Source organism: Gracilimonas sp. (genome assembly GCF_035704785.1).
Classification (GTDB): domain Bacteria; phylum Bacteroidota; class Rhodothermia; order Balneolales; family Balneolaceae; genus Gracilimonas.
This window is the reverse complement of the sequence record NZ_DASSWP010000090.1, coordinates 17,571-39,861: the sequence shown is the minus strand read 5'-3', so window position 1 is coordinate 39,861 and position 22,291 is coordinate 17,571. Positions and strand designations below refer to the sequence as shown.

Below are 22,291 nucleotides of genomic sequence, written 5' to 3'. Positions count from 1 at the left end.
ATCGGTTGACTGCGTCTCTGGGTAGTTCCGTCACCCAACTGACCGGAGGCATTACCACCAAAGCCCCAAAGCGTTCCGTCTGTCTTAACATACAAGGTGTGCCGCTTGCCAGCTGCTGCTAGTTCTATATCGGTGTCAATTTGAAATGGTGTGGAATAAAAACTAACGGTATCGCTGCTCAATTGATTATCAGTATTTCTTCCCATCCCCCACAGTGTTCCGTCATTTTTAATATACAGGCCGTGCCACTCCCCAATTTCAACGCTTTTTACGTTATCATCGATTTGAACCGGAGTGATATGCGATGTTGTCGTTCCAGTCCCAAGCTGTCCTTCCTCGTTAGCTCCCATTGTATAAAGCGCTCCGCTATTGGTAACATAAGCGCTGAAAATTTCTCCTGCAGATACGTCGGCCACATCGTTGCTTATCCAAACCGGATAACGTTGATCTTCGGTGGTACCGTCACCAAGCTGTCCGTGAAAGTTGTAACCCATTCCCCAAAGCTCGCTATTCTTTTTTATATACAAACTGTGCCATGAACCGGCCTCCGCCTTTACTACATCATAATCACTCCAGTCCGGATTAAGTTGATCCACTCGGACTCCGTCACCGAGCTGCCCATTGTGGTTGTAGCCCATTGCCCATAAAGAAGATTCTAAGGGTACAAAATTCGCATTTATATCTTTGTCTTCGTTCATAGATTCGATAATGAAGATCTCACTATCCCCGGATGCATCTCCCTGCCATTCCCCCAGCCTCCACCCTTCAAAGGCTTCTGATACAATTTCAATCCTGGAACCTTTATCGAAGATGCCGCTGGTTGGGCTTACTGTTCCACCTTCTTCAGGGGTAACGGTCACATTTAGCGTGTAAACAGACGGTGCATTATTAGTGTCGCAGCTTATTGCGGCAAAAAAAATCAATACTATTAAAGTCCAAAAAATTTTCATGGTGATGTTCTCTCTATAATTTATATGTCCAGATTTTTTCTCATTTAATTAAATCAGAGACAATTGAATGTTTATTATCCGAGTTACAATATTCATGCCAAACAACTTGTATATGAGAGTATATAGGATGAATTACTTTAATAGTGAGTTGTAGCCGTTATAGGAGGGGTTTTACAAATAAAGAGATGGTTGAAAAATAACACCCGGTAATTTCATGTATGCGAAAAAAAGTACCATCCGCCCTGATTCCCTGGAACTTATGACTCACTCGGGTCGCGTTTTCGTTTACCATGCTCAAACCATTCAAAAATTGAGAAATATTATTGCAGATCATTGTTTGTAAAAAAAGCTCGTTTCAAAAGCTATACAGTAAAGACTTCACTTTTCCCTGCTAAGAATCAAAAAAATAAATTCAAATAGAAGGAGATTTTTTGCCCTCAAATCCCTATCTATACGGAAACAAAATCATGGGTTTGCACATATGGATAGTGAAATTTTAACCTGGATCTTTTTAATTGGCGGTATTCTACTGATGCTGCTTGAAGCCGTACTTCCCGGTGGGGTAGCCTTCCTTTTGGGGGTGAGTGGCCTGGGCGTTGGCGCCCTTCGCTACTTTGGTTTCCTTGAAGATCCATTTACCGCAACTTTTGTTTGGTTGCTCATGTCTACTACCTTGACCATTGCCATACGTCCGTTCATCAATAAATACTTTAAAGGAGAAAGCTCGTATAAACTTGCCGATGAGGATTATGAAGCAATGGATCAGGTCGCAGAAGCGATCGAGCCAATTAATGAACTCGACAATGAGGGCCGGATTCGTTTTCAGGGAATTTCATGGCAGGCCCGCTCCTTAGAAGGTGAGATTCCCGCCGGCGTTCAGGTGCGCATCAAGTATCGGGATAACACCACCTGGATCGTTGAGCCCATAGATATTATCGACTCCCCAAATAATCAACTTAAAGACTCAAACAAGAACTGATATGTGGACCACACTTTTAGTCATTATCGTTTTATCGTACTTCGTACTCACCAGGTTATTTCAGATCGTTGAGTTTCGCGAAGAAGTTATACAGGAGCGGCTTGGTAAGTACAAAAAGACCCTGAAACCGGGATTCCATTTTCTCATTCCTTTTGTGGATCGTCCGGCCTATAGTCAGGAAATGCGTGAACAAGTGCTCGACGTTCCCAGCCAAACCTGTATCACCAAAGATAATATTGAAGTTTCCGTTGACGGACTTGTCTATCTAAAGGTGATGAATTCACACAAAGCCAGTTACGGCATTTCGAATTATCAGGCAGCGGCAGTGAACCTGGCCCAAACCACCATGCGAAGCGAGATCGGGAAAATGACGCTGGATGATACTTTTTCTGAACGCGAGAAAATGAATGAAAATATCGTCCGTGAAATTGATAAAGCCGCCGATCCCTGGGGCATTAAGGTGATGCGATATGAGCTAAAGAATATCCGTCCCTCCAGTGAGATCGTTGACACCATGGAAAGGCAGATGGAAGCCGAACGGGCAAAAAGGGCTGAGATCACTAATTCTGAAGGTCACCGGCAGGCTCGTATTTATGAATCGGAAGGGGAACAGCAAAGTCAGGTTTTGATCTCAGAAGCCAACCGGCAAAAGCGTATTAACGAAGCGAAAGGCCGCGCCAAAGAAATTGAACTCATAGCAACGGCAACGGCAACCGGAATCAGACGCGTGGCAGAAGCCATTGAACGTCCCGGCGGGGATATTGCCGTTAAAACCAAACTGGTTGAACAATACATCAAGCAATTCGGAAATATCATCAAGAAATCAAATGTATCAGTGTTGCCTACCGAAACAGCCAACCTGAAAACATTCTTTGAAGGGGTTGGCACCATCAGCGATCACACCAAAGGTGCCCCTTCAAAAACAAATACAACTAATTAAGGAGAGTAATCATGGAAATTTTTGAAACAATCAGTAAGGTCTTATTAGGATTATTTTCCATCTATGTGATGTACCAGTTTGTTCGCTCACTGCGGCTGGTTCCCAATCAATTTGCTTTCATTGTAGAACGGCTTGGCAATTATCACAAAACACTGGGACCAGGATTTCACGCACTCATTCCCTTCATCGATAAAGTGGTTTATAAACAGGATCTTCGTGAAGAAACCATAGAAGTTGAACCTCAGGAATGTTTCACAAAAGACAACGTGAAAGTTGAGGTTGACGGGGTGATCTACCTAAGCGTAGTTGATCCCGTAAATGCAAGTTATGGGGTTACTAACTACAGGTATGCTGCCGTTCAGCTTGCCCAAACCACAACCCGTTCCGTCCTCGGAAATATGGAGCTAGATGAGACTTTTGAAGAACGAGCATCTATGAGCCGGGAAGTAGTGAAAGTGCTGAGTGAAGTGGAGCAGATCTGGGGCATTAAAGTACACCGGTACGAGATCAAGAATATCTTGACTCCGCGTACTGTACAAAAAGCCATGGAGCGACAAATGACCGCAGAACGTGATCGCCGTGCTATCATTGCTACATCTGAAGGGGTAAAAGGGTCTAAGATCAATGATGCAGAGGGTGTCAGAGCTGAGATCATCAATATCTCTGAAGCCGAAATGCAGCGTCGTATTAACGAAGCTGAAGGATATGCCCAGGAGATCTTATCTATAGCCGAGGCTACTGCAAAATCTATTGAAGAGGTGGCCGCTGCCCTTTCTCAGCCTAAAGGAACCGAAGCCATGAAGCTTCAGCTGTCTGAAAAGTACCTGGAAGTATTATCCGGCCTTGGTCGCGATGAGAACAGCGTGATCTTACCGAAAGACATCTCAAATTACGATGCATTGATGGAGGGGCTTTCACTGAAAGATCTGGACGAGGTAAAAAACAAAAAATAGTTATCATCGGTCTCATATGTTAAGGTATCAAAATTCATTAACGGGCAAAAGATTGCATAAGTAGCTAGTGATCTTTAAGCAAGTCTAACTTTTGAAACTTAATTCATCGATCTGACCGGTTATCGGTCAGATCGAATTAGTTGACATGTCATACAAAACCCTATTCCCTAAGGTTTTTATGAAACACCTTCTTTTATTATTTATATTCCTCTCCTTCACTAAAGTATTCATCAACAAAGGTATTTCAGATCATGAACGCATTAGATTCGGCTGTACAAAATAAGATCGACCAATGGCTTAACGGCAGCTACGACGAAGAGACTAAAGCTGAGATCCTTCAAAAACTGGAAGATGAAAAATTCGATGAACTCACCGATGCGTTCTACAAAGATCTGGAGTTTGGTACCGGCGGACTTCGCGGGATAATGGGAGTCGGCTCAAACCGGGTAAATAAATATACATTTGGTGTGGCAACTCAGGGACTCTCAAATTTCCTGAAAAAGCAATATTCCGGCCAGGATATTAAAGTGGTGATTGCGCACGATTGTCGAAATAATTCTGATGTGCTTTCAAAGGTAGTTGCTGATGTGTTCTCTGCCAATGGAATTCACGTGTATTATTTTGATGCCCTTCGCCCCACTCCGGAGCTTTCTTATGCCATTCGTGAACTGGGTTGCCAAAGTGGTGTGATGTTGACGGCCTCTCATAATCCTAAAGAATATAATGGCTACAAAGCCTACGGTGCCGATGGCGGACAGCTGGTGGCTCCACACGACAAAATGGTGATGGAAGAGGTGCAAAAGGTCGCTTCTGTTGATGAGGTAAAGTTTGATAGGAACGATGATCTTATTGAGACCATCGGGGCAGAGATTGATGAAAAATATTTAGATGAACTGGTGAAATTATCCGTTTCTCCTGATGCCATTAAACGACAAAAAGATCTCAAGATCGTGTTTTCTCCTATTCACGGAACCACACTGAAACTGGTTCCGGATGTGTTGGAGAGATTTGGCTTCGAAAATGTTATCACTGTTGAGGAACAGATGAAGCCCGATGGTAATTTCCCAACGGTGGTGTATCCAAATCCCGAAGAAAAAGAAGCGCTGGATATGTCACTTGAAAAAGCCAAAGAAGTGGATGCAGACCTGGTTATGGCCACTGACCCGGATGGCGATCGAGTAGGCATTGCTGTCAAGAACATGGATGGTGAGTTTGTATTGCTGAATGGAAATCAAACCGGTTCACTGCTGATCAATTATATGCTTACTGCCTTGGAACAAGCCGGGAAGATCACAGGAAATGAGTATATCGTAAAAACCGTCGTGACTTCTTATATCATCGACCGCATAGCAAATGCCAAAGAAGTTGAGTGTTACAATACGCTTACCGGATTTAAATACATCGGCGAGTTAATGACTAAGCTGGAGGGTAAAAAACAGTTTATCGCAGGAGGGGAAGAAAGTTACGGATACCTGATAGGGGAACATGTCAGGGATAAAGATGCAGTCATATCCTGTGCTATTATTGCAGAAATGGCTGCTTTCTATAAAGATCAGGGAACCAGTCTTTTCGAAGCCTTGCTAGACATGTATGTTGAATACGGCCTTTTTCGTGAAGATCTCATCTCAGTAACAAAGAAAGGGAAATCAGGAGCGGAAGAAATTCAGAAAATGATGATGAATTTCAGGGCTAATCCTCCCAAAAAATTGGGCGGCTCACAAGTGGTTATTGTAAAGGACTATCAAACTTCAAAAGAAAAAAATATTGCGACCGGAGAAATAACCGACATTGATCTCCCTGGATCGAATGTACTTCAGTTTATAACTGAGGATGGAGCCATTGTTTCGGTGCGTCCATCCGGTACCGAACCGAAGATCAAATTCTATTGCAGTGTGAATGCCAAACTGATGAGTCCGGAAGACTATATTCAAGTGGCTGCTACACTCGACAAAAGAATACAAGTTATGATCGAAGCACTGAAAAGTTGAGCTGATTTTAAGAAATTCAGGCATTGGCATAACGATCACAATATATTTAACTGCTTTACTTTAATTAAGAAACCTACTTAATTGATTGACAATTATTAACAGTGTCAAATGGAACACTGTCAGCTTATATATGTTGGTATGAGTACATAAAGCACATATACAAAAAGAAGGAGATATCATGAGTGTAGTAAACAGAGAAACTATTGAAAAGCTTATTAATGAAACCCAAGACGTAAATGTCACCATTTTTATCCCCACTCATAAAAAAGGAGAAGAAGGTAAACAAGACTCAATAAGGCTTAAGAATATTATTCAAAAGGCTAAAAATGAACTTGTAGAAAAAGGGTGGAAAGAAAACAAGGTTGATAAACTTTTTAAACCTGTTTATACAAAAACGGAAGAAAATCAATTTTGGCTGCACCAAGATAAAGGATTGGCGATCTACGCCAATGAAGAATATTTCGACCTTTTCAAGATCCCGGTCAGCCCAAAGGAAAACTATTACATCTCCGATAATTTTTTGATCACTCCCCTGCTCGAATTACAGAATCACCACAACGATTACCACGTGTTGGTGCTGAGTCAAAATGAGACGAAAATGTTCAAGGTTGCACCGGATGAAACTACTCAGGTGATCTTTGAAAGTGTTCCAACAAGCATGGAAGAGCATCTCAAGTACCATGTTCATGAACCATCGATGCAGCATCATTCAGGTGCAAGTGGCGGCGGATCTGTATTCCATGGTCAGGGTGGCGAGATGGACGAGAACAACAAAGAACTTGAGCTGTTTCTGAAACATATTGAAAATAAGGTTACCAAATACCTGAAGAATGTAAACGGCCCGCTTGTGCTGGCAGGACCAGACAAAATGGTATCCTATTACAAGAAGGCAAACAAGTACTTCAATGTGTTGGATAGTTTTATCACGGGGAATTACGATAACAAAAGTATTAAAGAAATTGAGAATGAATCCTGGGAGATCGTAAAATCATATTTCCGAGAAGAAATACTCAGCGACATCGAACGCTTTAATGACCTAAAAGGCAGCGAACTGATTTCAACCGATGTAAGTGATATTGTCAAAGGGGCATATTTCGGAAAAGTAGATACCTTGTTTGTACCTATGGGATTTCATCAGTACGGTATTTTTGATACCGAAAAAAATCAGGTCGAAATATCTGACAAGTTGAATGGCGAAGCGGTAGACCTGATCAACCATGCAGCTATTTCGGCGATAAAGAATGGAAGTACTTTATATGGACTTCCACAATCAGAAGTACCTAATAATTCCGGTTTAGCTGCTATTTACAGATATAAATCCTGATAGATAAAAAACCGGTTCCGGGGAAACCAGCCAAGAAATGTCCTCTACTTTATTGGCTTATGGCATAACCATAACCAACCGGGACCGGCATTAATATTTATTAAACTGGCGTTGATCTTCCGCCTCATTGGTAAGATATATAAAGCCTGCATCCCTTACCTTATTTTGAACTGATCGCGAGATTGGTTTATTTCAATTCAAAGATCTTTCCAGCTTTTTGTTGAACTAAGCCTTCCATTTCTAACTGTAGCAGGGCTACTAACAGCTGGCTGGTATTGATACCAACTTTATCACTCAGATCATCTATTTGGTAAGCCTTCTCTTCTAAAGCTTCACATACCTTAACCGAACTATCATCAAGCTCTTTGTCTTGCCAGTTTGGTTTTGATTCCTCAGGAATGGGATTTTTATCTTTTGTTGAAGCATCTATTGGTAATTCTACCAATATATCATCCACCGTCTGCACCAACTTTGCCGCTCCTCTTTTTATCAGGTAATTACATCCGGTTCCAGATGGATTTCCCAACGGATGAGGAACCGCAAATACCTCCCGGTTTTGATCAAGCCCCAGATCTGCGGTGATCATACTTCCACCCTTAATACCCGATTCAACCACCAAAACACCCAAACTCATCCCGCTTACAATACGATTACGAACCGGGAAATTACCTGCATCAGGATTAGTCCCCAATGGGTATTCGGTAATTACCGCGCCACCTGACTTTACGATCTCATTAGCCAGGGCCGCATTTTTCTTTGGATAAAGATTATCTATCCCCGATCCCAACACTGCAACTGTTGGCGCATTATGTTCAAGGGCAGTTTTATGAGCAATAGCATCAATTCCATAAGCCAGCCCACTGAAAATGCAAAGTCCTTGTTCAGCCAAGTCCTTCGTTAAATTCTTTGCCATATTTCTCCCGTATGCCGAAGTATTTCGGGTTCCAACTACAGCTACTCCGGGTTTTGAAAGTGCTTCGGGATCTCCCTTTAACCAAAACAAAACCGGAGGATCGTATATTTGTTTGAGAAGTGGAGGGTATTCAGGATCAAGCAGGGTGAGGATCTTTGACCCATTGTTTTCAGTTTCTGTAATTATCTGATCTACTTTTTCCCAGTCATCAAACGAAAGTAGAGAAAGGGCAGATGCTTCACCGATTCCTTCAACCGTCCTCAGCTTGCGTTTGCTGAGACCAAATATTTCTTCAGGGTCGTCAAGTTGTTTAATAAGGTTGAAAACACGACGGCACCCAAACCCCGGTATTATACTGAGTGCTACAAGTATCCTAAGCTTCTTGTTCTTTAACATGTTGAATCAATTCCCAAAGTTTCTCTCTAAGCTCATCGATACCATGACCGGTAGCCGACGAAATAGGAATAACGGGAATTTCATCATCAAAGTGAAGTTCTTCTTCTAACTTAAAGTCTTGTTTTAAATCCATCTTCGTAATAGCCAAAACTCTGGGCTTATCCAGCAGGTCTTTGCGATACGACTTAAGCTCATTCAATAACGCCTTATACTCATATTCAATATCCGTCATGGCACTTACCATGAACAGCAGAACATTATTGCGTTCGATATGCCTTAAAAACTGGATCCCAAGACCTTTACCCTCATGAGCCTCTTCGATAATGCCGGGAATATCAGCCATTACAAAACTTCTGTAATCTGAAAACTTCACTACTCCAAGGTTTGGCTCCAAGGTAGTAAACGGATAATCAGCGATCTTAGGCTTTGCATGTGAAAGAGTTGAAAGCAATGTGCTCTTTCCGGCATTAGGAAAGCCCACTAAGCCTACTTCCGCAATAAGCTTTAATTCCAATTCAACAACCCGTTCTTCTCCGTGTTTTCCCTCCTGAGCAAATTGCGGTGTCTGATTAGTAGAGCTTTTAAAATGCCAGTTTCCAAGCCCACCCTTGCCGCCTTTAGCAATAACCAGCTCTTCTTCATGCTCAGTGATCTCGCCTAATCTCTCTTTGGTTTCTGCATCAAAAACCACGGTTCCAAGCGGTACTTCAAGGATCTCAGGTTCGCCATCTTTTCCTGACTTCCGGCTTTTTGCCCCATTATCACCATGTGACGCTTTGATATATTTCCGGTATCTTAGGTCAAGGATGGTATTTAACTGTTCGTTGCCAACCAGTTTAACGTCACCGCCTTTTCCTCCATCTCCCCCATCAGGACCACCTTTAGGTACATACTTCTCTCTGCGAAAATGTAGAGATCCATCTCCTCCACGGCCGGCAGTTACATAAATTTTGGCGTAATCGGCAAAGCGCATTTGGTAATTTTAAATGATTAATCCTGAATACCAAAATGAGTCCACAGTTTAGCATTTAGGATAAAAAGTATTAATTATAGATTCTCAAGGATAAAATTAGTCATCAACCGGTATAAATGGCGTCGGGTATTTCCGCCATAAATGCCATGGTTTCTGTTTGGATAGATCATCGTCTCGAAGTCAACATCAGCTGCCACTAAGGCATCGATCATCCCGATCGTATTTTGATAGTGTACATTATCATCTCCGGTACCATGTACTATCAGGTAATTTCCTTCGATCTGGCTTGCTTTCTTTAGGGGTGAACCGTTGTCATATCCTTCAGGGTTTTGTCGGGGAGTTTGCATAAACCGTTCGGTATAAATGGTATCATAAAAGCGCCAGTCTGTTACAGGAGCTATAGCGATGGCAGTACTAATAACATCCGAACCTTCTGCTAATACTAAAGACGACATGTATCCGCCATAACTCCATCCCCAAATTCCGATACGATCTTCATCTACATAAGGAAGATCTGCAATGATCTTGGCAGCTTCAATTTGGTCTGCTGTTTCAAGCTGTCCAAGTTTTTTGTACACCTGCTTTTTGAAATCACTTCCTCGTCCACCGGTTCCCCTGTTGTCAACGGAAACAATAATATATCCCTGATTTGCCAAAAATTGGTGCCACATCGGACGAATTCCGCTTTCAAAATTGCGAGTCACTGTCTGACTTCCCGGACCACCATATACATACATCAAAACAGGATACTGTTGAGTTGAATCAAAACCAGCCGGTTTTATCATATAGGCATTTAAAGCTGATCCGTTCACATCCAGAGTCATAAATTCTTTTTCAATAAAAGAGTATTCTTCCAGCGTTTGAGACAAGTCAGAGTTTGCTTCAAGGGTTCGGATTTTTCGCCCCTCTTGTCCATAAAGTGCAACTTCTGTTGGTTTATTATAGTCTCCCCAGCTGCCAATAAAATATTTAAAATCCCCGCTCATGTTGATGGTGTGCCAGCCCTCTCCTTCAGTTAACTTTCGTTTTCTTTCTCCATCCACACGGGCACTGTAAAGATGTCTTTGAAGGGGTGATTCTTCAGTACTTACAAAATATAAGCGGTAATTTCTTTCATCATGGCCTATAAAATTCGTTACATCCCACTCTCCTTCTGTCACCTGCTGGAGTTCTTCTCCCTCCATACTGTAAAGATATATATGGTTATATCCGTCTTTTTCACTGGTTGTTATAAATTGTTTTCCGTTCTGTAAAAAGTACAGATTGTCATGAACATCGATCCAGGTATCACTTTCTTCAGAAATGATCACTTCTGTTGTTCCCGTTGAGGCATCAGCAAATAACAACTCTTGTCTATTTTGTAAGCGGTTCATCCGGCTAATGGCCAGTATGTTGTTGTCTCTTGTCCAGTTAACACGTGGAATATATTGATCCGTCTCTTCTCCCACATCCATTGTTACCGTCTCACCGGAATCAAGATCATACACATGAATGGATACAATAGAATTTTCCTCCCCAGCTTTTGGGTATTTAAACTTTACTGCCTCGGGATATATTTCACCCCACTCTGTCATGAAAAATTCTTTTACCCGCTCTTCATTAAACTTATAGAACGCGATCTTATCACCATTTGGTGACCAAAACCATGCCTTAGCAAATCCAAACTCCTCTTCATAAACCCAATCAGATGCCCCGTTTATAATTTTATTAAACTCACCGTCATTTGTAATCTGAGTTTCTTTACCTGTAGTTAGATCCACCCAAAACAAATTATTATCTTGCACAAAAGCCGCTCTGTCTCCCTCCGGTGAAAGCTCAGCGTACTGTTGCTTCTCTTCTGATTGTGTCAGTTTGGTAAGGCGATTAGCCGCAATATCATATACATAATAATTTTCGCGGGTACTTCTTCTCCAGATCTGTTCAACATCTGTTTTAATTAGCAATCTGGACTCATCGGCTGAAAATTGATAGCCTTCGACATTAAAAGGACTGCTTCCGTCACTTCCTTCAAAATCAGCCCCGTCAAACAATACTTGTTCAGTTCCATTAAGAATATTGAATCGAATAATTTTATTTTCGCGGGTGGCTGAATAGTATTCTCCATTATTCATCCACCGAATATTTTCGATTCCATCTTCTGAAAATGTTCCATCAAAAAGATGTTCGAATTCAATAGGCTTCTTATCCTGAGCAATAACGGCCACAGAACAAACCGCAAAAATTAAAACGGACAGTTTTAGTATTTTCATAGTTTAAAATTGGGTTTATATAAGAAAAGAACGCGATTAGCATTCTTTTCAGGGTCGGTTTTAAATTTAAATTTAGTTTTTATGAAGAACCAGCTTCAACAATTTGGTAAGCTTTGTTTTCATCTTGGTTCGTGGAACAATGAAATCTAAAAATCCATGCTCCAATAGATATTCAGCCGTCTGGAATCCTTCAGGAAGATCGCGGCCAATAGTCTGTCGTATCACCCGGGGGCCTGCAAATCCGATCAAAGCGCCGGGTTCAGCAATATTGAAATCGCCCAGCATCGCATAGCTTGCTGTTACTCCACCGGTGGTTGGGTCTGTCATATAAGATATATATGGCACCTTTGCTTCTTCAAGCTGAGCCAGTTTGGCTGCAGTTTTAGCCATCTGCATCAAGCTTAGTACACTCTCCATCATGCGGGCACCGCCGGTCTGGGATATTATGATCAAAGGAAATCCGTTCTCCCTTGCGTGATCGATCGCAATTCCAAGTCGCTCACCGACAACCGATCCCATACTTCCGCCGATAAAAGAAAAATCCATGCAAGCTACTACAATATCCAACTTGTTCATTTTCCCAACACCTACTCTCGCTGCGTCACTTAAACCTGTTTTTTTCTGATATTCTTTAAGGCGGTCTTTATATTTTTTGCGGTCTTCAAATTTCAGCGGATCTGTAGGCTGAATCTCGTGCCCTAATTCCTCGAATTTTCCATTATCAAAAATGATATTGAAGTATTCCTCACTTCCGATCCTGAAATGATATCCGCTTAAAGGGTCTACCCAGAGGTTATCCTCCAACTCGCGCTTATGGATGGTTTCACCGGTAGTTGGCACTTTGATCCAAACACCTTCCGGCATTTCTTTTTTGGTGTTTGTTTGGATGTTTTCGTCTTTTCTTTTAAACCAGGACATATGCTGTTTTTATAGTTTTTCAGTGACACAAAATACAGATTCTATCACTCAATGTTGAATATGATTATACCGAGGTATTATTCACTTGGCTGCTATTCAAATAATTAGACTCCAAATCCTCAGCTATTGTTTCTGCAAAGAAGTTATTCCTCACTGAACTGTTGAAAAGTGAGATCAGACCCTTCCCAGATATATTTATAAGATCTAGTGTTATTACACCCTGCATGCTTTCTTTGCTCAAACGATCAATTCCTGTTCCGATCATAAGATCCAGAGGACTAAGCTTACTTTCTATCTCTTTCAATTCCATTATCCTGGGCTCAGAAATAGCGTTCAACGTTTTATCTTTTTCAAATTTTTGATGATACAAATGCTTCCTTCGGGCATTAATTACTGCATGCACAGTTCCCTTTTCTATAGATTGAGCAAACCCTGCCAGCGTATTGCCTGCAAAAACCTTGACATCACTGCCAAATAGCATCCCCTTTACCCCACTCGCTGCGATTCGCAGGCCGGTGTAAGAACCTGGACCGGTACTCACCAATACCGCACCCAGATCATTCATTTTAAAGTTTTGTTCTTCCATCAGCTCTCTTACAAACAAAAACAACAGCTCAGAGTGTGACCCTTTCCGCTCGGTCCTCTTTTCATGGACCTCGCCCATTTCATCCTGAAAGCAAACGGAGCAAATGTCAGTTGCAGTCTCTATGGATAGTAATTTATCGAAGCTCATTCAATACCAGCTGACCTTTATTATAAATTCCAACCGCCCGACCTTTCAGCTTCTCATTCAAATAAGGTGAGTTCTTGGACTTGGAACGCACATTCTTTGGGCTAAAGACCCACTCTTCATCGGTGTTAAAAAAAGTAAGGTTAGCCCTGGCTCCTTCTTTTATTTCCGGGATCTCCAGATTCAGGATCTCACGTGGCTTATAGACCAACTTATCCATAAGCTGCTGCAGATCTAATTTCTTGGTTTGAAAAAGTCGCTTGTTAGAGATTGACCAAGCTGTTTCCATCCCAATAATTCCGTTAGGAGCATAAATAAACTCTACTTCTTTTTCCTCAATAGCGTGTGGTGCATGGTCGGTACAAATGGCATCAATAGTGCCATCTGCCAAGCCTTCAACCATTGCATCTACATCTTCTTGGGTTCGTAGCGGAGGATGCATTTTAAAATTGGTGTCATAATTCGTACGATCGATCTCCTCATCCGTCAGATCAAAATGGTGGGCACAAACTTCAGTGGTTACCTTGATCCCTTTCTTCTTTGCCTTTCGAACCAAATCTACACCTTCCTTTGTGCTGATATGAGCAACATGAATATGTCCGCCGGTATACTCGGCAAGTAAAATATCACGTGCTATCATTACCTCTTCTGCAATACCGGGTGTTCCATCCAGACCAAGCCGGGTTGAAACTTTACCTTCATTCATATGTCCTGGCCTCGAGAGCTCAAGATCCTCTTCATGGTTTATGATCGGCATTCCAAGCATAGAAGAATATTCCAGTGCCACCCGCATTACCTGAGAGTTATAAACCGGATCACCATCATCACTGAAAGCCACTGCCCCGCCTTCTTTCATGTCTGCCATTTCTGCTATGGATTCCCCTTTACGCTCTTTAGTTACACACGCGATCGGATGTACATCAACTGGTAATTTCTCAGCTTTCTTAATGATGTATTCTACCACATCACGCGTATGCGTAGCCGGCTTGGTATTTGGCATACAAGCCACAGCCGTAAAGCCTCCAAAAGCTGCTGCATCGCAGCCGGTCTTAATAGTTTCCTTATGCTCAAATCCCGGCTCACGCAGGTGTACATGCATATCCATCCAGCCCGGTGAAACGTATACGCCTTTGAGATCGTGGGACTCTTCCCCCTTTTTAGCTTTTAACCCGGAACCGATCTCTTTGATCGAGCCTTCCTCAATGCGGATATCCATGGTATCTTTACCTTTGTGGGAGTTACTAACGGGCTTTACATTTTTGAGGAGCATAGGTGTAATTTTGGCTTAAAAGTTCGATCGCAAATATACCGTGATTAGGACTTAAAGCACAAAGTTAAAACAAAACGGATTTGAAGCATTCACATACTTTCTACACAGTCAGAACATTCAATCCATTCTTCTTTGGGAATATGACTTATAGCAGCCGGACTGTTTCCTTTTTCAAAAACCGGTTTGAAAACAATATTCCCTTCTGAATACTGGCCTCCACATGAATGACAACTTACATTATGATCAGTTCTGGTGGTAGTGTAGCCCGTAATAACCCAACCATCATGGCCTTGATGGGCTGCTAAGCTTTCCAAGGCAGCCCGAACCGTTTGGGATTTATTACCCTCATAAAATTTGGCTGCGAGTTTGTTCAGCAATTCAACCGTTGCATTATCTAAAGTAAAATTAAGTCGTTTCATGTTCCTGCTCTTTTAATAACGATTCTTCTAATGGGTGATGTGTATGAGAACTGTTACTGCATGTTTGATGGTGTCGGTAATTTAGCCAGTGACCCGCAATCAAAACAATACTACCAACAAGTGTTGCTATGGTTTCAAAAAGTTCTCCCAACCAATAATCCCCGGCCAGCCAGCCGATAATGATCAGGATAAACCCGGCAGACAGGAAAGAAACAATTTTTTTGTTGTAATGACTTCTCCGCGCTGCATAAAAAACAGTTGGCGCAATGAGTAGTACAAATATCGGGTGTAGCCAATGCTCGATGGTAAGGGCAACAGGACTAAGTGGAAGTACAGCCAGGATAACCGGAACAAACAAACAATGTATGGCACATAGTGCTGACAAACTTAGACCTAACTTATCCCAGATTATAGAAATGGTGATTTTTTTTGCAGGCAAATCTTAGATTTGTGAGTATAAATTATAGTGTGTATAAATATACACACTTTAGCTAACCCTTTGCAATTTTAGTTTAAAGCTTGTTTCCCGAAATGTTCAAAATACCATCGCCAAAATAAATTCAAGACTTCTGTTTTATGGCCACAAAATTTCCCTGAAATTTAGCTGCTAAGTCGCCTTCCTGTTCAATGGTGGCACTAAGTTCGATACGTGCTTTGCCAAACCGCTGGAAAGTTTCCATAAATAACGCCACATCTTGTTGTGCCGGCATCATTAATTTTGCCGTAAAATCAGAGAAAACTGGTTTGAGATATTTGGTTTCACTTCGGCCTATAACAATTCTTGGGATTGGCTGAATCTCATCAAGCAAGAGTCTTAAGTAAGACCAACAAGTGGTGATCAATAAACTGCTGATACTTCCTCCAAAGGCTGTGGAACGATGATTAATATTCTTTGATAACGGTGCTTCAAATTTCACCTCTCCCTGCGAAAATGCAACAGCCTTCACTCCCAATGCTTTGGTAATGGGGATGTGTTTATAAAGGTATTGCTCGATCTCGGTTTTGGTCATTGGATTCGATATATATTCTTGAAGGATTGAAATCCTTCGCTGTGTTAAAGGATAAGATCTTCAGCTTGGGATAATGTTTTTATTTTTTCCTGATAAGATCTTTTTGCATGATGCACTTCCTGATTATAAATATAATTTCTGATCATTAAGAGCTCTTTTAGGCTCACAGAAAATACACTATACCCTTCCTGCCATTTAAATTGCTGACTTGGGAAATAATGATCATTCACCCAATTTGAGGAAGCTCCTTTGATCAATTTTAGGACTTCGTAAATGTTCAATGTAGTAGGAATTTTCATTAATACATGAATATGATCGGGCATGCTGTTGACGGTGTCTATTTGAATACCCCAATTTGCACCTTGTTGTTTTATTAAGGAATTCAATTCACCCCGAAAATAACGTTTAATCAAAGGCTCCCGATATTTTGTACTCCACACAGCATGTACCCAAACCCGATTTAATGTCTTCGGCATAATCTATAACCCTAATTGATGTCTATACTGTAAGAGCATCTTCAAATCTATTCCTTACAAAAAATTTTTATCTCTGAATCATAAACCACCCTAACATTCCTCCTTTACCCAAGCGAAGGATTTCAATCCTTCTTACCTTAAAGCAGAATTTTAATCCCATTCCAAATTCACCCATGTCCGACAAACAGATCCCGTTTTTATTCGATATCCCTACCGTATCACAGCTCACCGATAAGATCAAAAATGTATTGGAGCAGAATTTCATAGATATCCTCGTGGAAGGCGAAACCAGCAATGTAAATCAAAGCAGGAATGGACATTATTATTTTACCCTGAAGGATTCGGGAGCTTCCTTGCCTTGTGTGATATGGCGAAATACTGCAGAGCGCCTCAATATAAATCTCACCGATGGACAGCAAATTGTAGTGGGGGGAGATATTCAGGTTTACGCTCCTCATGGCAGGTATCAGATGATCGTGAGCTTGGTTCAGCAAGCAGGTATCGGGAAACTCCAGCAAGCGTTTGAAAAACTGAAGGCGAAATTAAAGGAAGAGGGCTTATTTGAAGACCGGCACAAAATGCCTCTCTCTAAATTCCCGGAACGCATTGGAGTAGTAACTTCAGCTACCGGAGCTGCCTTTCAGGACATTCGCTCTACACTCGAAAAACGATGGCCGCTCGCTACTGTGAAGCTCTACCATGCCAGCGTGCAGGGAGTGAATGCCGCGCCGGAGATCGTAAAAGGTATTGAGTATTTCTCCTCTCAAAAGAATGTAGATGTGGTCATTATTGGTCGTGGCGGAGGTTCTTTGGAAGACCTTTGGCCTTTTAACGAGGAAGCAGTTGCTCGGGCTGTATTTGCGAGTGAAGTTCCTATCATTAGTGCGGTGGGACATGAAGTCGATTTTTCGATCTCTGATTTTGTGGCTGATGTCCGGGCCGCTACCCCGACCCAAGCGGCCGTTATTGCAGTTCCTGATATCAATGAAATTCGATTTTTAGTGGAGGATTTTTCTAAACGTCTCGAAATGAATACGGTTGGAGCTATTCAGCTTTATAAAGAAAAAGTGGCGAACATCGCAAGATCCCATGCTTTATTGGCGGTGAAGCAGAAAATGGAATCGGCCCGATCCCGTATTCTTACGCTTGACCAAAACCTGAAGCACCGTACAGAAACGCTACTTCGAAACCATAAGGAAAAGCTAACCGGTTATCAGCACATCCTGGATAAGAAAAACCCAAACGGGCCTCTTGAAAAAGGTTTTGTTCGTGTTTGGCAAGAGGATAAATGGATCCGCACTTCTGCATCTCTGGCTGATACCGACAGTTTTACCCTTGAGTGGAAAGACGGGAAGAAAAGCATCAATTCTTAAAATACGTTTCTTTTATTCATCAGTTCGGCTCGGATTTCAACTAGCAGCAGATCAAATCTTACAGTCAAAATTCAAATCGCTTGGCATTTACAATGGAGCCGTTCTTGATTGATCTACATACACTTTAAATCATCCGGAATTTCCCCTTCCCCTTTTTCTATCAAATATAAATCCACATCAGCTAAACCTTCCGTGATGATGCCGATCTCTCTTGCCGCTTTCCGCGATAGGTCGATCACCCTTCCTTCAACAAACGGTCCTCGGTTATTGATACGTACAATAACATTCACCCCATTTTCCAGGTTTTTCACCCTTACAATGGAATTAAATGGAAGTCTTTTATGGGCAGCCGTCATCGATTCCATATCATATATTTCACCATTAGCAGTCAGCGAACCGTGATAATCTTCACCATACCAGCTGGCGATACCTGTCTGAATGAAACAACCTTCTTCATTATTATTTGAACTAATTAGATCACATGAGGCAAGGTATACAATCAATACTGATAGTATCAGCAGTTTTTTTAAAAAACGTTGATTCATAAATGATAAAGCAAATAAAAAATATTCGGATAATACTTCTATTTAAAGCTGCAGTGTAAAGTTCCGGATTTTTTCAATTCCAGGGCTCTGATAAAGTAAGCTCCTGATTCCATTTGCTAACCACTCTGTGTAATCTTCAGGATGACTTTTCTAGCTTCTTAATTCTCTTGTTTGGGATAGCAGCCCAGGATCTTCAGTTCCTCAGCTTTATCACTGAGCTCCTCTAGCCCATTGAAAACTTCCTGATCTTCAATATTCCCATGTATGTCCAGATAGAATGTGTACCTGAAGGGCTCGTTCATTCTTGGACGCGATTCCAGCTTCGCCATATTTATCTTATGGTTGTGAAGAATATTCAGGCATTCTATCAGAGAACCTTCTTCATTGGAAGTCACCATCATTAACGATGTTTTTGCGGGAATCTGAATATCTACTTTCACCGGCTCCCTGGCAGCAACAACAAAGCGGGTATAATTCTCACGTTGATTTGCAATGTCACTTTCAATCACATGCAAACCATAAAGATCTGCGGCATGAGCCCCGGCGATAGCGGCTTGGGTGATATCCCCATCTTCCAGGATCTTTTTGGCCGACATGGCTGTATCCAAATATGATTCCACTTTACACCGCGGCAATTTGGACAGGAAGGATGTACACTGGGCGATTGCCTGAGGGTGAGATAAGATCCGCCTGATCTTGGAAAGCTCAACCGGTTCTACCGACATCAGACAATGCACCACTTTCAGGATTTCCTCGCCTACAATATGAATATTTTCATTTCCAACAATATCATAAGTATCGTTTATGGAGCCAGCCGTAGTGTTTTCGATGGGCAAGATCGCATAATCCACCTTCTCTTCCATCAAAGCCTGAGCAGCTTGCTGAAACGTGTCGTAACCGATGGCGTCCACTTTAGCATACCGCTCACTAAAATGACGGGTAGCCGCAAGATGACTGTAGGCCCCATCCGTTCCCTGATAGGAAACCCTGATCAGCTCACCGTCGGCTTTTTCATTTTGATGATCTACCAAAGAATGGGTTTGAAACCGCACCGAATTGGTAATGATCTCCCGAAACAAATGCTCCGCATAATATCGGTCTAAACCAACTTCATGAGCAAGATCCCTAATGCGATTCAGCAGCAGCTCTTCCCGCTCCAGATCACGAATACCCTGCTCATTTTTAAGCTTCAGCTCAGAGACTTCTTTTACCAATCCCTGTCGCTGAGCCAGGGCTTTTAAGATCGTGCGGTCAATATCATCCAGTTTCTTGCGGATGGAATCCAAATCATCTGACATACTTTCCATTTTCTTTTGAGTGAGTAGTGAAAAGTAGTAAATCTAAGATGAAATTGAAGAGGTATCTTACCAAAGTTGCTTTCGGAATCAATGCAGGAACCTTATAAGATCATTCCGAATTATCCAACCACCCAAACCTCCTTTGAAGAGATTTTATGGTAATGGAATGCCGCTCGGTTCCTCGGGTTCCCAACAAAAATCCAATGGGTTTTAAACTGTCTACATTCTCGCAAACGATCTTGAATAATCCCAGATAAGGAATAATGATAAGCATTCCCGGAAGCCCCCAAACCATGCCGGCAGCGATCAGTGAAAAGATGATCACCAGCGGATTTATTTGTACATAGGAACCGGTGATATTGGGAGTTAGGATATTATTCTCGATGAACTGCACGATCAAAAATTGAATGATCACTGCAAATGCAAGTGAAGGGCTCTGGGTTCCTAAAACAAATAACAGCACAACCCCATATCCAAGAATGGTTCCCAAATAGGGTATAAGATTGAACAAAGCGGCAATGATGCCAAATAATAAAGCATATTCAATTCCGATCAGGTAAAAGCCTAAGGAATTCAGTCCTACCAAAATGAAGCAAACGATCAAAAGACCTTTTAGATATCTCGGAACTACTTCAGAAGCTTGATCAAAAATATTTTGCACTACTTCCTCTTGTTCGCTGTCGATAAGCATGGAGATAAAATCCCGGAATTTATCCCGATAAAAGAGGAGTAGAAAAGTGTAAACCGGCAATAAACCAATACTCAGCAGGGTGTTTGTTGTGGCCGTAAAAAGCTGTGTAATGTATTCACCCGTCTCTCCAAGATCTCTTATAAAGCCGTCTATTCCATCACTGGAAATACCGGTAAATGCTGTAATGGAACCCAATATAGACTGAAGATTACCTTCAAACTGTTCCTTGATCTTCGGGAAGTCTTCCGTAAAGTTGGTCGATAACGCACTTATGCTGAAGATGATGCCTCCCAAAAATACTAAAAATCCGATTACCACTATCAGGTTCGTAAGTATCCTTGGCACTTTATGAGCTTCCAGCCAATCGGCGTAGGGGAACAAGAGGTAGGCCAGCATGATACTCAGAAAGAGTGGGACAAACAGTTGCTGGGTCAATATAAGGGCAGCAATTACTAAGAAAAGAAAAGCAAGCCGGATGGTTACTCGTAATAAAAGCGGATATTCGTTCATAAAATATATTTGATACTAAGAATACTGTAAGAACATGAATTTTTCCTAAATGATTTGAAGAACCATTAAAAGGCCATATGCTATCCAGCCTGTTGAAAATTTCTGATATGTCACAACCTATTACTTATTCGTAAGGGAAGCTACACCCGGAAGCTCCTTCCCTTCTAAATATTCCAGGCTTGCACCCCCACCGGTCGAAACATGTGAAACATCATCACTCAAACCGGCTTGTTTAATAGCAGCAGCTGAATCTCCACCACCAATAATGGTTGTTGCTCCGAACTTAGTAGCCTCGGCAAGAGCCTCTGCTACGGCAAAAGTTCCATCTGCAAAATTTTCCATTTCAAAAACACCCATCGGACCATTCCAAAGTACCGTTTTAGCTGCCTTAATTTGATTACCGAAAGCAATGGACGATTGAGGGCCAATATCCAATCCCATCCACCCGTCTTCTATACCATCCTCATCTACCACTTTATGCTCAGCATCATTTTTAAACTCTTTGGCGACCACTGAATCTATAGGCAGCATAAAGCGAATTCCTTTTTCTTCTGCATTTAGCAACAGCTCTTTGGCCAGATCCACTTTATCGTCCTCTACTAATGAATTTCCAATTGGCCATCCTTTGGCCTTGTAAAAGGTGTAGGTCATACCACCGCCAATAATGATCGTATCTACTTTGGAGATCAGGTTCTCTATCACCCCTATTTTATCCGAAACTTTAGCTCCCCCTAAAATGGCTACAAAAGGACGCCCGGGGTCATTGATACTTTCTTCCAGATATTTGATCTCTTTTTCTAACAAAAATCCCGATACAGCCGGTTGCAGGTATCTTGTTACCCCTGCTACCGAAGCGTGTGCCCGATGACTGCTTCCAAAAGCATCATTCACGAACAGGTCGCCGTGGGCTGCCAGTTTTTTACTGAAAGCTTCATCATTCTCTTTCTCTTCGGAATGAAAGCGTACGTTTTCGAGCACTACAATTTCACCGAATTCCGCTTTGGCTATTACCGATTCAGCCTTTTCACCAATGCAGTCTTCGGCAAAATGAACTTTTGTATCCACTAAAGTAGCCAGATGTTCTGCTGTTGGCTTTAGAGAGAATTCAGGATCATACTCTCCTGCCGGCCGACCCAAATGACTGGTAAGGATCAGCAGGCCTCCATTTTCTATTACATGATTGATTGAAGGAAGGGCCTGCACAATACGATTGTCGTCGGTGATCTTGCCATTTTCGATAGGGACGTTAAAATCCACGCGCATCAGAACTTTCTTGCCTTTTACTTCGATATCGTTGAGAGTGAGTTTAGCCATGATCGAGCAATTAAATTGTGTTTTAAATTCGGCTTGAATGTACCAAGATCTTATCATGAAATGAAGTTTTGA

Annotated in this window: 21 protein-coding genes; 6 read left to right on the top strand and 15 right to left on the bottom strand. The window is 41.9% G+C overall.

Going from position 1 to position 22,291, the window contains the following annotated elements; genetic code table 11:
* On the bottom strand, positions 1-950 hold a 950-nt coding region (locus VFM80_RS05290; RefSeq protein ID WP_413789709.1), incomplete at its 3' end, for an InlB B-repeat-containing protein.
* A 481-nt stretch (positions 951-1,431) separates the two neighbouring features.
* On the opposite strand from VFM80_RS05290, the gene VFM80_RS05285 reads away from it, so the two are divergent.
* The 5 genes from VFM80_RS05285 (at position 1,432) to VFM80_RS05265 (ending at position 7,134) form a co-directional block, all read left to right on the top strand.
* Positions 1,432-1,929 (top strand): NfeD family protein, encoded by a 498-nt coding sequence (locus tag VFM80_RS05285; RefSeq protein WP_395070287.1) that lies wholly within the window; start codon positions 1,432-1,434, stop codon positions 1,927-1,929.
* A gap of 1 nt (position 1,930) precedes the next feature.
* The gene (locus VFM80_RS05280; protein ID WP_395070285.1) at positions 1,931-2,869 is read left to right on the top strand and encodes an SPFH domain-containing protein; all 939 of its coding nucleotides are present in this window, start codon (positions 1,931-1,933) and stop codon (positions 2,867-2,869) included.
* Positions 2,870-2,880: 11 nt separating this feature from the next.
* Complete coding sequence (locus VFM80_RS05275) at positions 2,881-3,822, top strand: SPFH domain-containing protein (RefSeq protein ID WP_395070283.1); 942 nt, start codon at positions 2,881-2,883, stop codon at positions 3,820-3,822.
* A gap of 251 nt (positions 3,823-4,073) precedes the next feature.
* A complete protein-coding gene (locus tag VFM80_RS05270) occupies positions 4,074-5,810 on the top strand; it encodes a phospho-sugar mutase (protein WP_395070281.1) in 1,737 nt (578 codons plus the stop codon).
* 178 nt (positions 5,811-5,988) lie between these two features.
* Positions 5,989-7,134, top strand: a complete 1,146-nt coding sequence (locus VFM80_RS05265) for a hypothetical protein (protein WP_395070279.1) — start codon at positions 5,989-5,991, stop codon at positions 7,132-7,134.
* 187 nt (positions 7,135-7,321) lie between these two features.
* On the opposite strand, the gene dprA is transcribed toward VFM80_RS05265, so the two are convergent.
* The 10 genes from dprA to tnpA form a co-directional block, all read right to left on the bottom strand.
* A complete protein-coding gene (gene dprA / locus VFM80_RS05260) occupies positions 7,322-8,443 on the bottom strand; it encodes a DNA-processing protein DprA (RefSeq protein ID WP_395070277.1) in 1,122 nt (373 codons plus the stop codon).
* The gene (gene obgE, locus VFM80_RS05255; RefSeq protein WP_395070275.1) at positions 8,421-9,416 is read right to left on the bottom strand and encodes a GTPase ObgE; all 996 of its coding nucleotides are present in this window, start codon (positions 9,414-9,416) and stop codon (positions 8,421-8,423) included. Before obgE ends, dprA begins: the two co-directional genes overlap by 23 nt.
* Positions 9,417-9,490: 74 nt before the next feature.
* Positions 9,491-11,665: a S9 family peptidase gene (locus VFM80_RS05250; protein WP_395070273.1), complete on the bottom strand. Its 2,175-nt coding sequence runs from the start codon at positions 11,663-11,665 to the stop codon at positions 9,491-9,493.
* 72 nt (positions 11,666-11,737) lie between these two features.
* Positions 11,738-12,583 (bottom strand): acetyl-CoA carboxylase, carboxyltransferase subunit beta, encoded by an 846-nt coding sequence (gene accD, locus VFM80_RS05245; protein ID WP_395070271.1) that lies wholly within the window; start codon positions 12,581-12,583, stop codon positions 11,738-11,740.
* Positions 12,584-12,647: 64 nt separating this feature from the next.
* Entirely contained in the window at positions 12,648-13,316 is a 669-nt protein-coding gene (gene tsaB / locus VFM80_RS05240; RefSeq protein WP_395070269.1) for a tRNA (adenosine(37)-N6)-threonylcarbamoyltransferase complex dimerization subunit type 1 TsaB, read from the bottom strand.
* Positions 13,303-14,583 carry a dihydroorotase gene (locus tag VFM80_RS05235; protein WP_395070267.1) on the bottom strand — a complete coding sequence of 427 codons (1,281 nt, stop codon included), beginning with the start codon at positions 14,581-14,583 and terminating at the stop codon, positions 13,303-13,305. The genes tsaB and VFM80_RS05235 overlap by 14 nt, the downstream gene beginning before the upstream one ends.
* A gap of 89 nt (positions 14,584-14,672) precedes the next feature.
* Positions 14,673-15,002, bottom strand: a complete 330-nt coding sequence (locus VFM80_RS05230; RefSeq protein ID WP_395070265.1) for a hypothetical protein — start codon at positions 15,000-15,002, stop codon at positions 14,673-14,675.
* Positions 14,989-15,441, bottom strand: coding sequence for a MerC domain-containing protein (locus tag VFM80_RS05225; protein WP_395070263.1), 453 nt, complete (start codon positions 15,439-15,441; stop codon positions 14,989-14,991). Before VFM80_RS05225 ends, VFM80_RS05230 begins: the two co-directional genes overlap by 14 nt.
* 121 nt (positions 15,442-15,562) lie before the next feature.
* Complete coding sequence (locus tag VFM80_RS05220; protein ID WP_395070261.1) at positions 15,563-16,012, bottom strand: YiiD C-terminal domain-containing protein; 450 nt, start codon at positions 16,010-16,012, stop codon at positions 15,563-15,565.
* 44 nt (positions 16,013-16,056) lie between these two features.
* Entirely contained in the window at positions 16,057-16,488 is a 432-nt protein-coding gene (tnpA, locus tag VFM80_RS05215) for an IS200/IS605 family transposase (protein ID WP_395070259.1), read from the bottom strand.
* 173 nt (positions 16,489-16,661) lie between these two features.
* Between tnpA and xseA the strand changes: the two genes are divergently transcribed.
* Complete coding sequence (xseA, locus tag VFM80_RS05210) at positions 16,662-17,861, top strand: exodeoxyribonuclease VII large subunit (protein WP_395070257.1); 1,200 nt, start codon at positions 16,662-16,664, stop codon at positions 17,859-17,861.
* 113 nt (positions 17,862-17,974) lie between these two features.
* Here xseA and VFM80_RS05205 read toward each other — a convergent pair whose 3' ends face one another.
* From VFM80_RS05205 to VFM80_RS05190, 4 genes are all read right to left on the bottom strand, one after another.
* Entirely contained in the window at positions 17,975-18,406 is a 432-nt protein-coding gene (locus VFM80_RS05205) for a septal ring lytic transglycosylase RlpA family protein (RefSeq protein WP_395070255.1), read from the bottom strand.
* Between the two features lie 158 nt (positions 18,407-18,564).
* Entirely contained in the window at positions 18,565-19,704 is a 1,140-nt protein-coding gene (locus tag VFM80_RS05200) for a bifunctional chorismate mutase/prephenate dehydratase (RefSeq protein WP_395070253.1), read from the bottom strand.
* Positions 19,705-19,813: 109 nt separating this feature from the next.
* A complete protein-coding gene (locus VFM80_RS05195) occupies positions 19,814-20,905 on the bottom strand; it encodes an AI-2E family transporter (protein WP_395070251.1) in 1,092 nt (363 codons plus the stop codon).
* A 120-nt stretch (positions 20,906-21,025) separates the two neighbouring features.
* Entirely contained in the window at positions 21,026-22,219 is a 1,194-nt protein-coding gene (locus tag VFM80_RS05190) for a phosphoglycerate kinase (RefSeq protein ID WP_395070289.1), read from the bottom strand.
* Positions 22,220-22,291: the final 72 nt, after the last annotated feature.

Coding starts and splice junctions, on each gene's coding strand:
- VFM80_RS05285 (WP_395070287.1), top strand. CDS start 1,432: ATGGATAGTGAAATTTTAACCTGGATCTTTTTAATTGGCGGTATTCTA.
- VFM80_RS05280 (WP_395070285.1), top strand. CDS start 1,931: ATGTGGACCACACTTTTAGTCATTATCGTTTTATCGTACTTCGTACTC.
- VFM80_RS05275 (WP_395070283.1), top strand. CDS start 2,881: ATGGAAATTTTTGAAACAATCAGTAAGGTCTTATTAGGATTATTTTCC.
- VFM80_RS05270 (WP_395070281.1), top strand. CDS start 4,074: ATGAACGCATTAGATTCGGCTGTACAAAATAAGATCGACCAATGGCTT.
- VFM80_RS05265 (WP_395070279.1), top strand. CDS start 5,989: ATGAGTGTAGTAAACAGAGAAACTATTGAAAAGCTTATTAATGAAACC.
- dprA (WP_395070277.1), bottom strand. CDS start 8,443: ATGTTAAAGAACAAGAAGCTTAGGATACTTGTAGCACTCAGTATAATA.
- obgE (WP_395070275.1), bottom strand. CDS start 9,416: ATGCGCTTTGCCGATTACGCCAAAATTTATGTAACTGCCGGCCGTGGA.
- VFM80_RS05250 (WP_395070273.1), bottom strand. CDS start 11,665: ATGAAAATACTAAAACTGTCCGTTTTAATTTTTGCGGTTTGTTCTGTG.
- accD (WP_395070271.1), bottom strand. CDS start 12,583: ATGTCCTGGTTTAAAAGAAAAGACGAAAACATCCAAACAAACACCAAA.
- tsaB (WP_395070269.1), bottom strand. CDS start 13,316: ATGAGCTTCGATAAATTACTATCCATAGAGACTGCAACTGACATTTGC.
- VFM80_RS05235 (WP_395070267.1), bottom strand. CDS start 14,583: ATGCTCCTCAAAAATGTAAAGCCCGTTAGTAACTCCCACAAAGGTAAA.
- VFM80_RS05230 (WP_395070265.1), bottom strand. CDS start 15,002: ATGAAACGACTTAATTTTACTTTAGATAATGCAACGGTTGAATTGCTG.
- VFM80_RS05220 (WP_395070261.1), bottom strand. CDS start 16,012: ATGACCAAAACCGAGATCGAGCAATACCTTTATAAACACATCCCCATT.
- tnpA (WP_395070259.1), bottom strand. CDS start 16,488: ATGCCGAAGACATTAAATCGGGTTTGGGTACATGCTGTGTGGAGTACA.
- xseA (WP_395070257.1), top strand. CDS start 16,662: ATGTCCGACAAACAGATCCCGTTTTTATTCGATATCCCTACCGTATCA.
- VFM80_RS05205 (WP_395070255.1), bottom strand. CDS start 18,406: ATGAATCAACGTTTTTTAAAAAAACTGCTGATACTATCAGTATTGATT.
- VFM80_RS05200 (WP_395070253.1), bottom strand. CDS start 19,704: ATGTCAGATGATTTGGATTCCATCCGCAAGAAACTGGATGATATTGAC.
- VFM80_RS05195 (WP_395070251.1), bottom strand. CDS start 20,905: ATGAACGAATATCCGCTTTTATTACGAGTAACCATCCGGCTTGCTTTT.
- VFM80_RS05190 (WP_395070289.1), bottom strand. CDS start 22,219: ATGGCTAAACTCACTCTCAACGATATCGAAGTAAAAGGCAAGAAAGTT.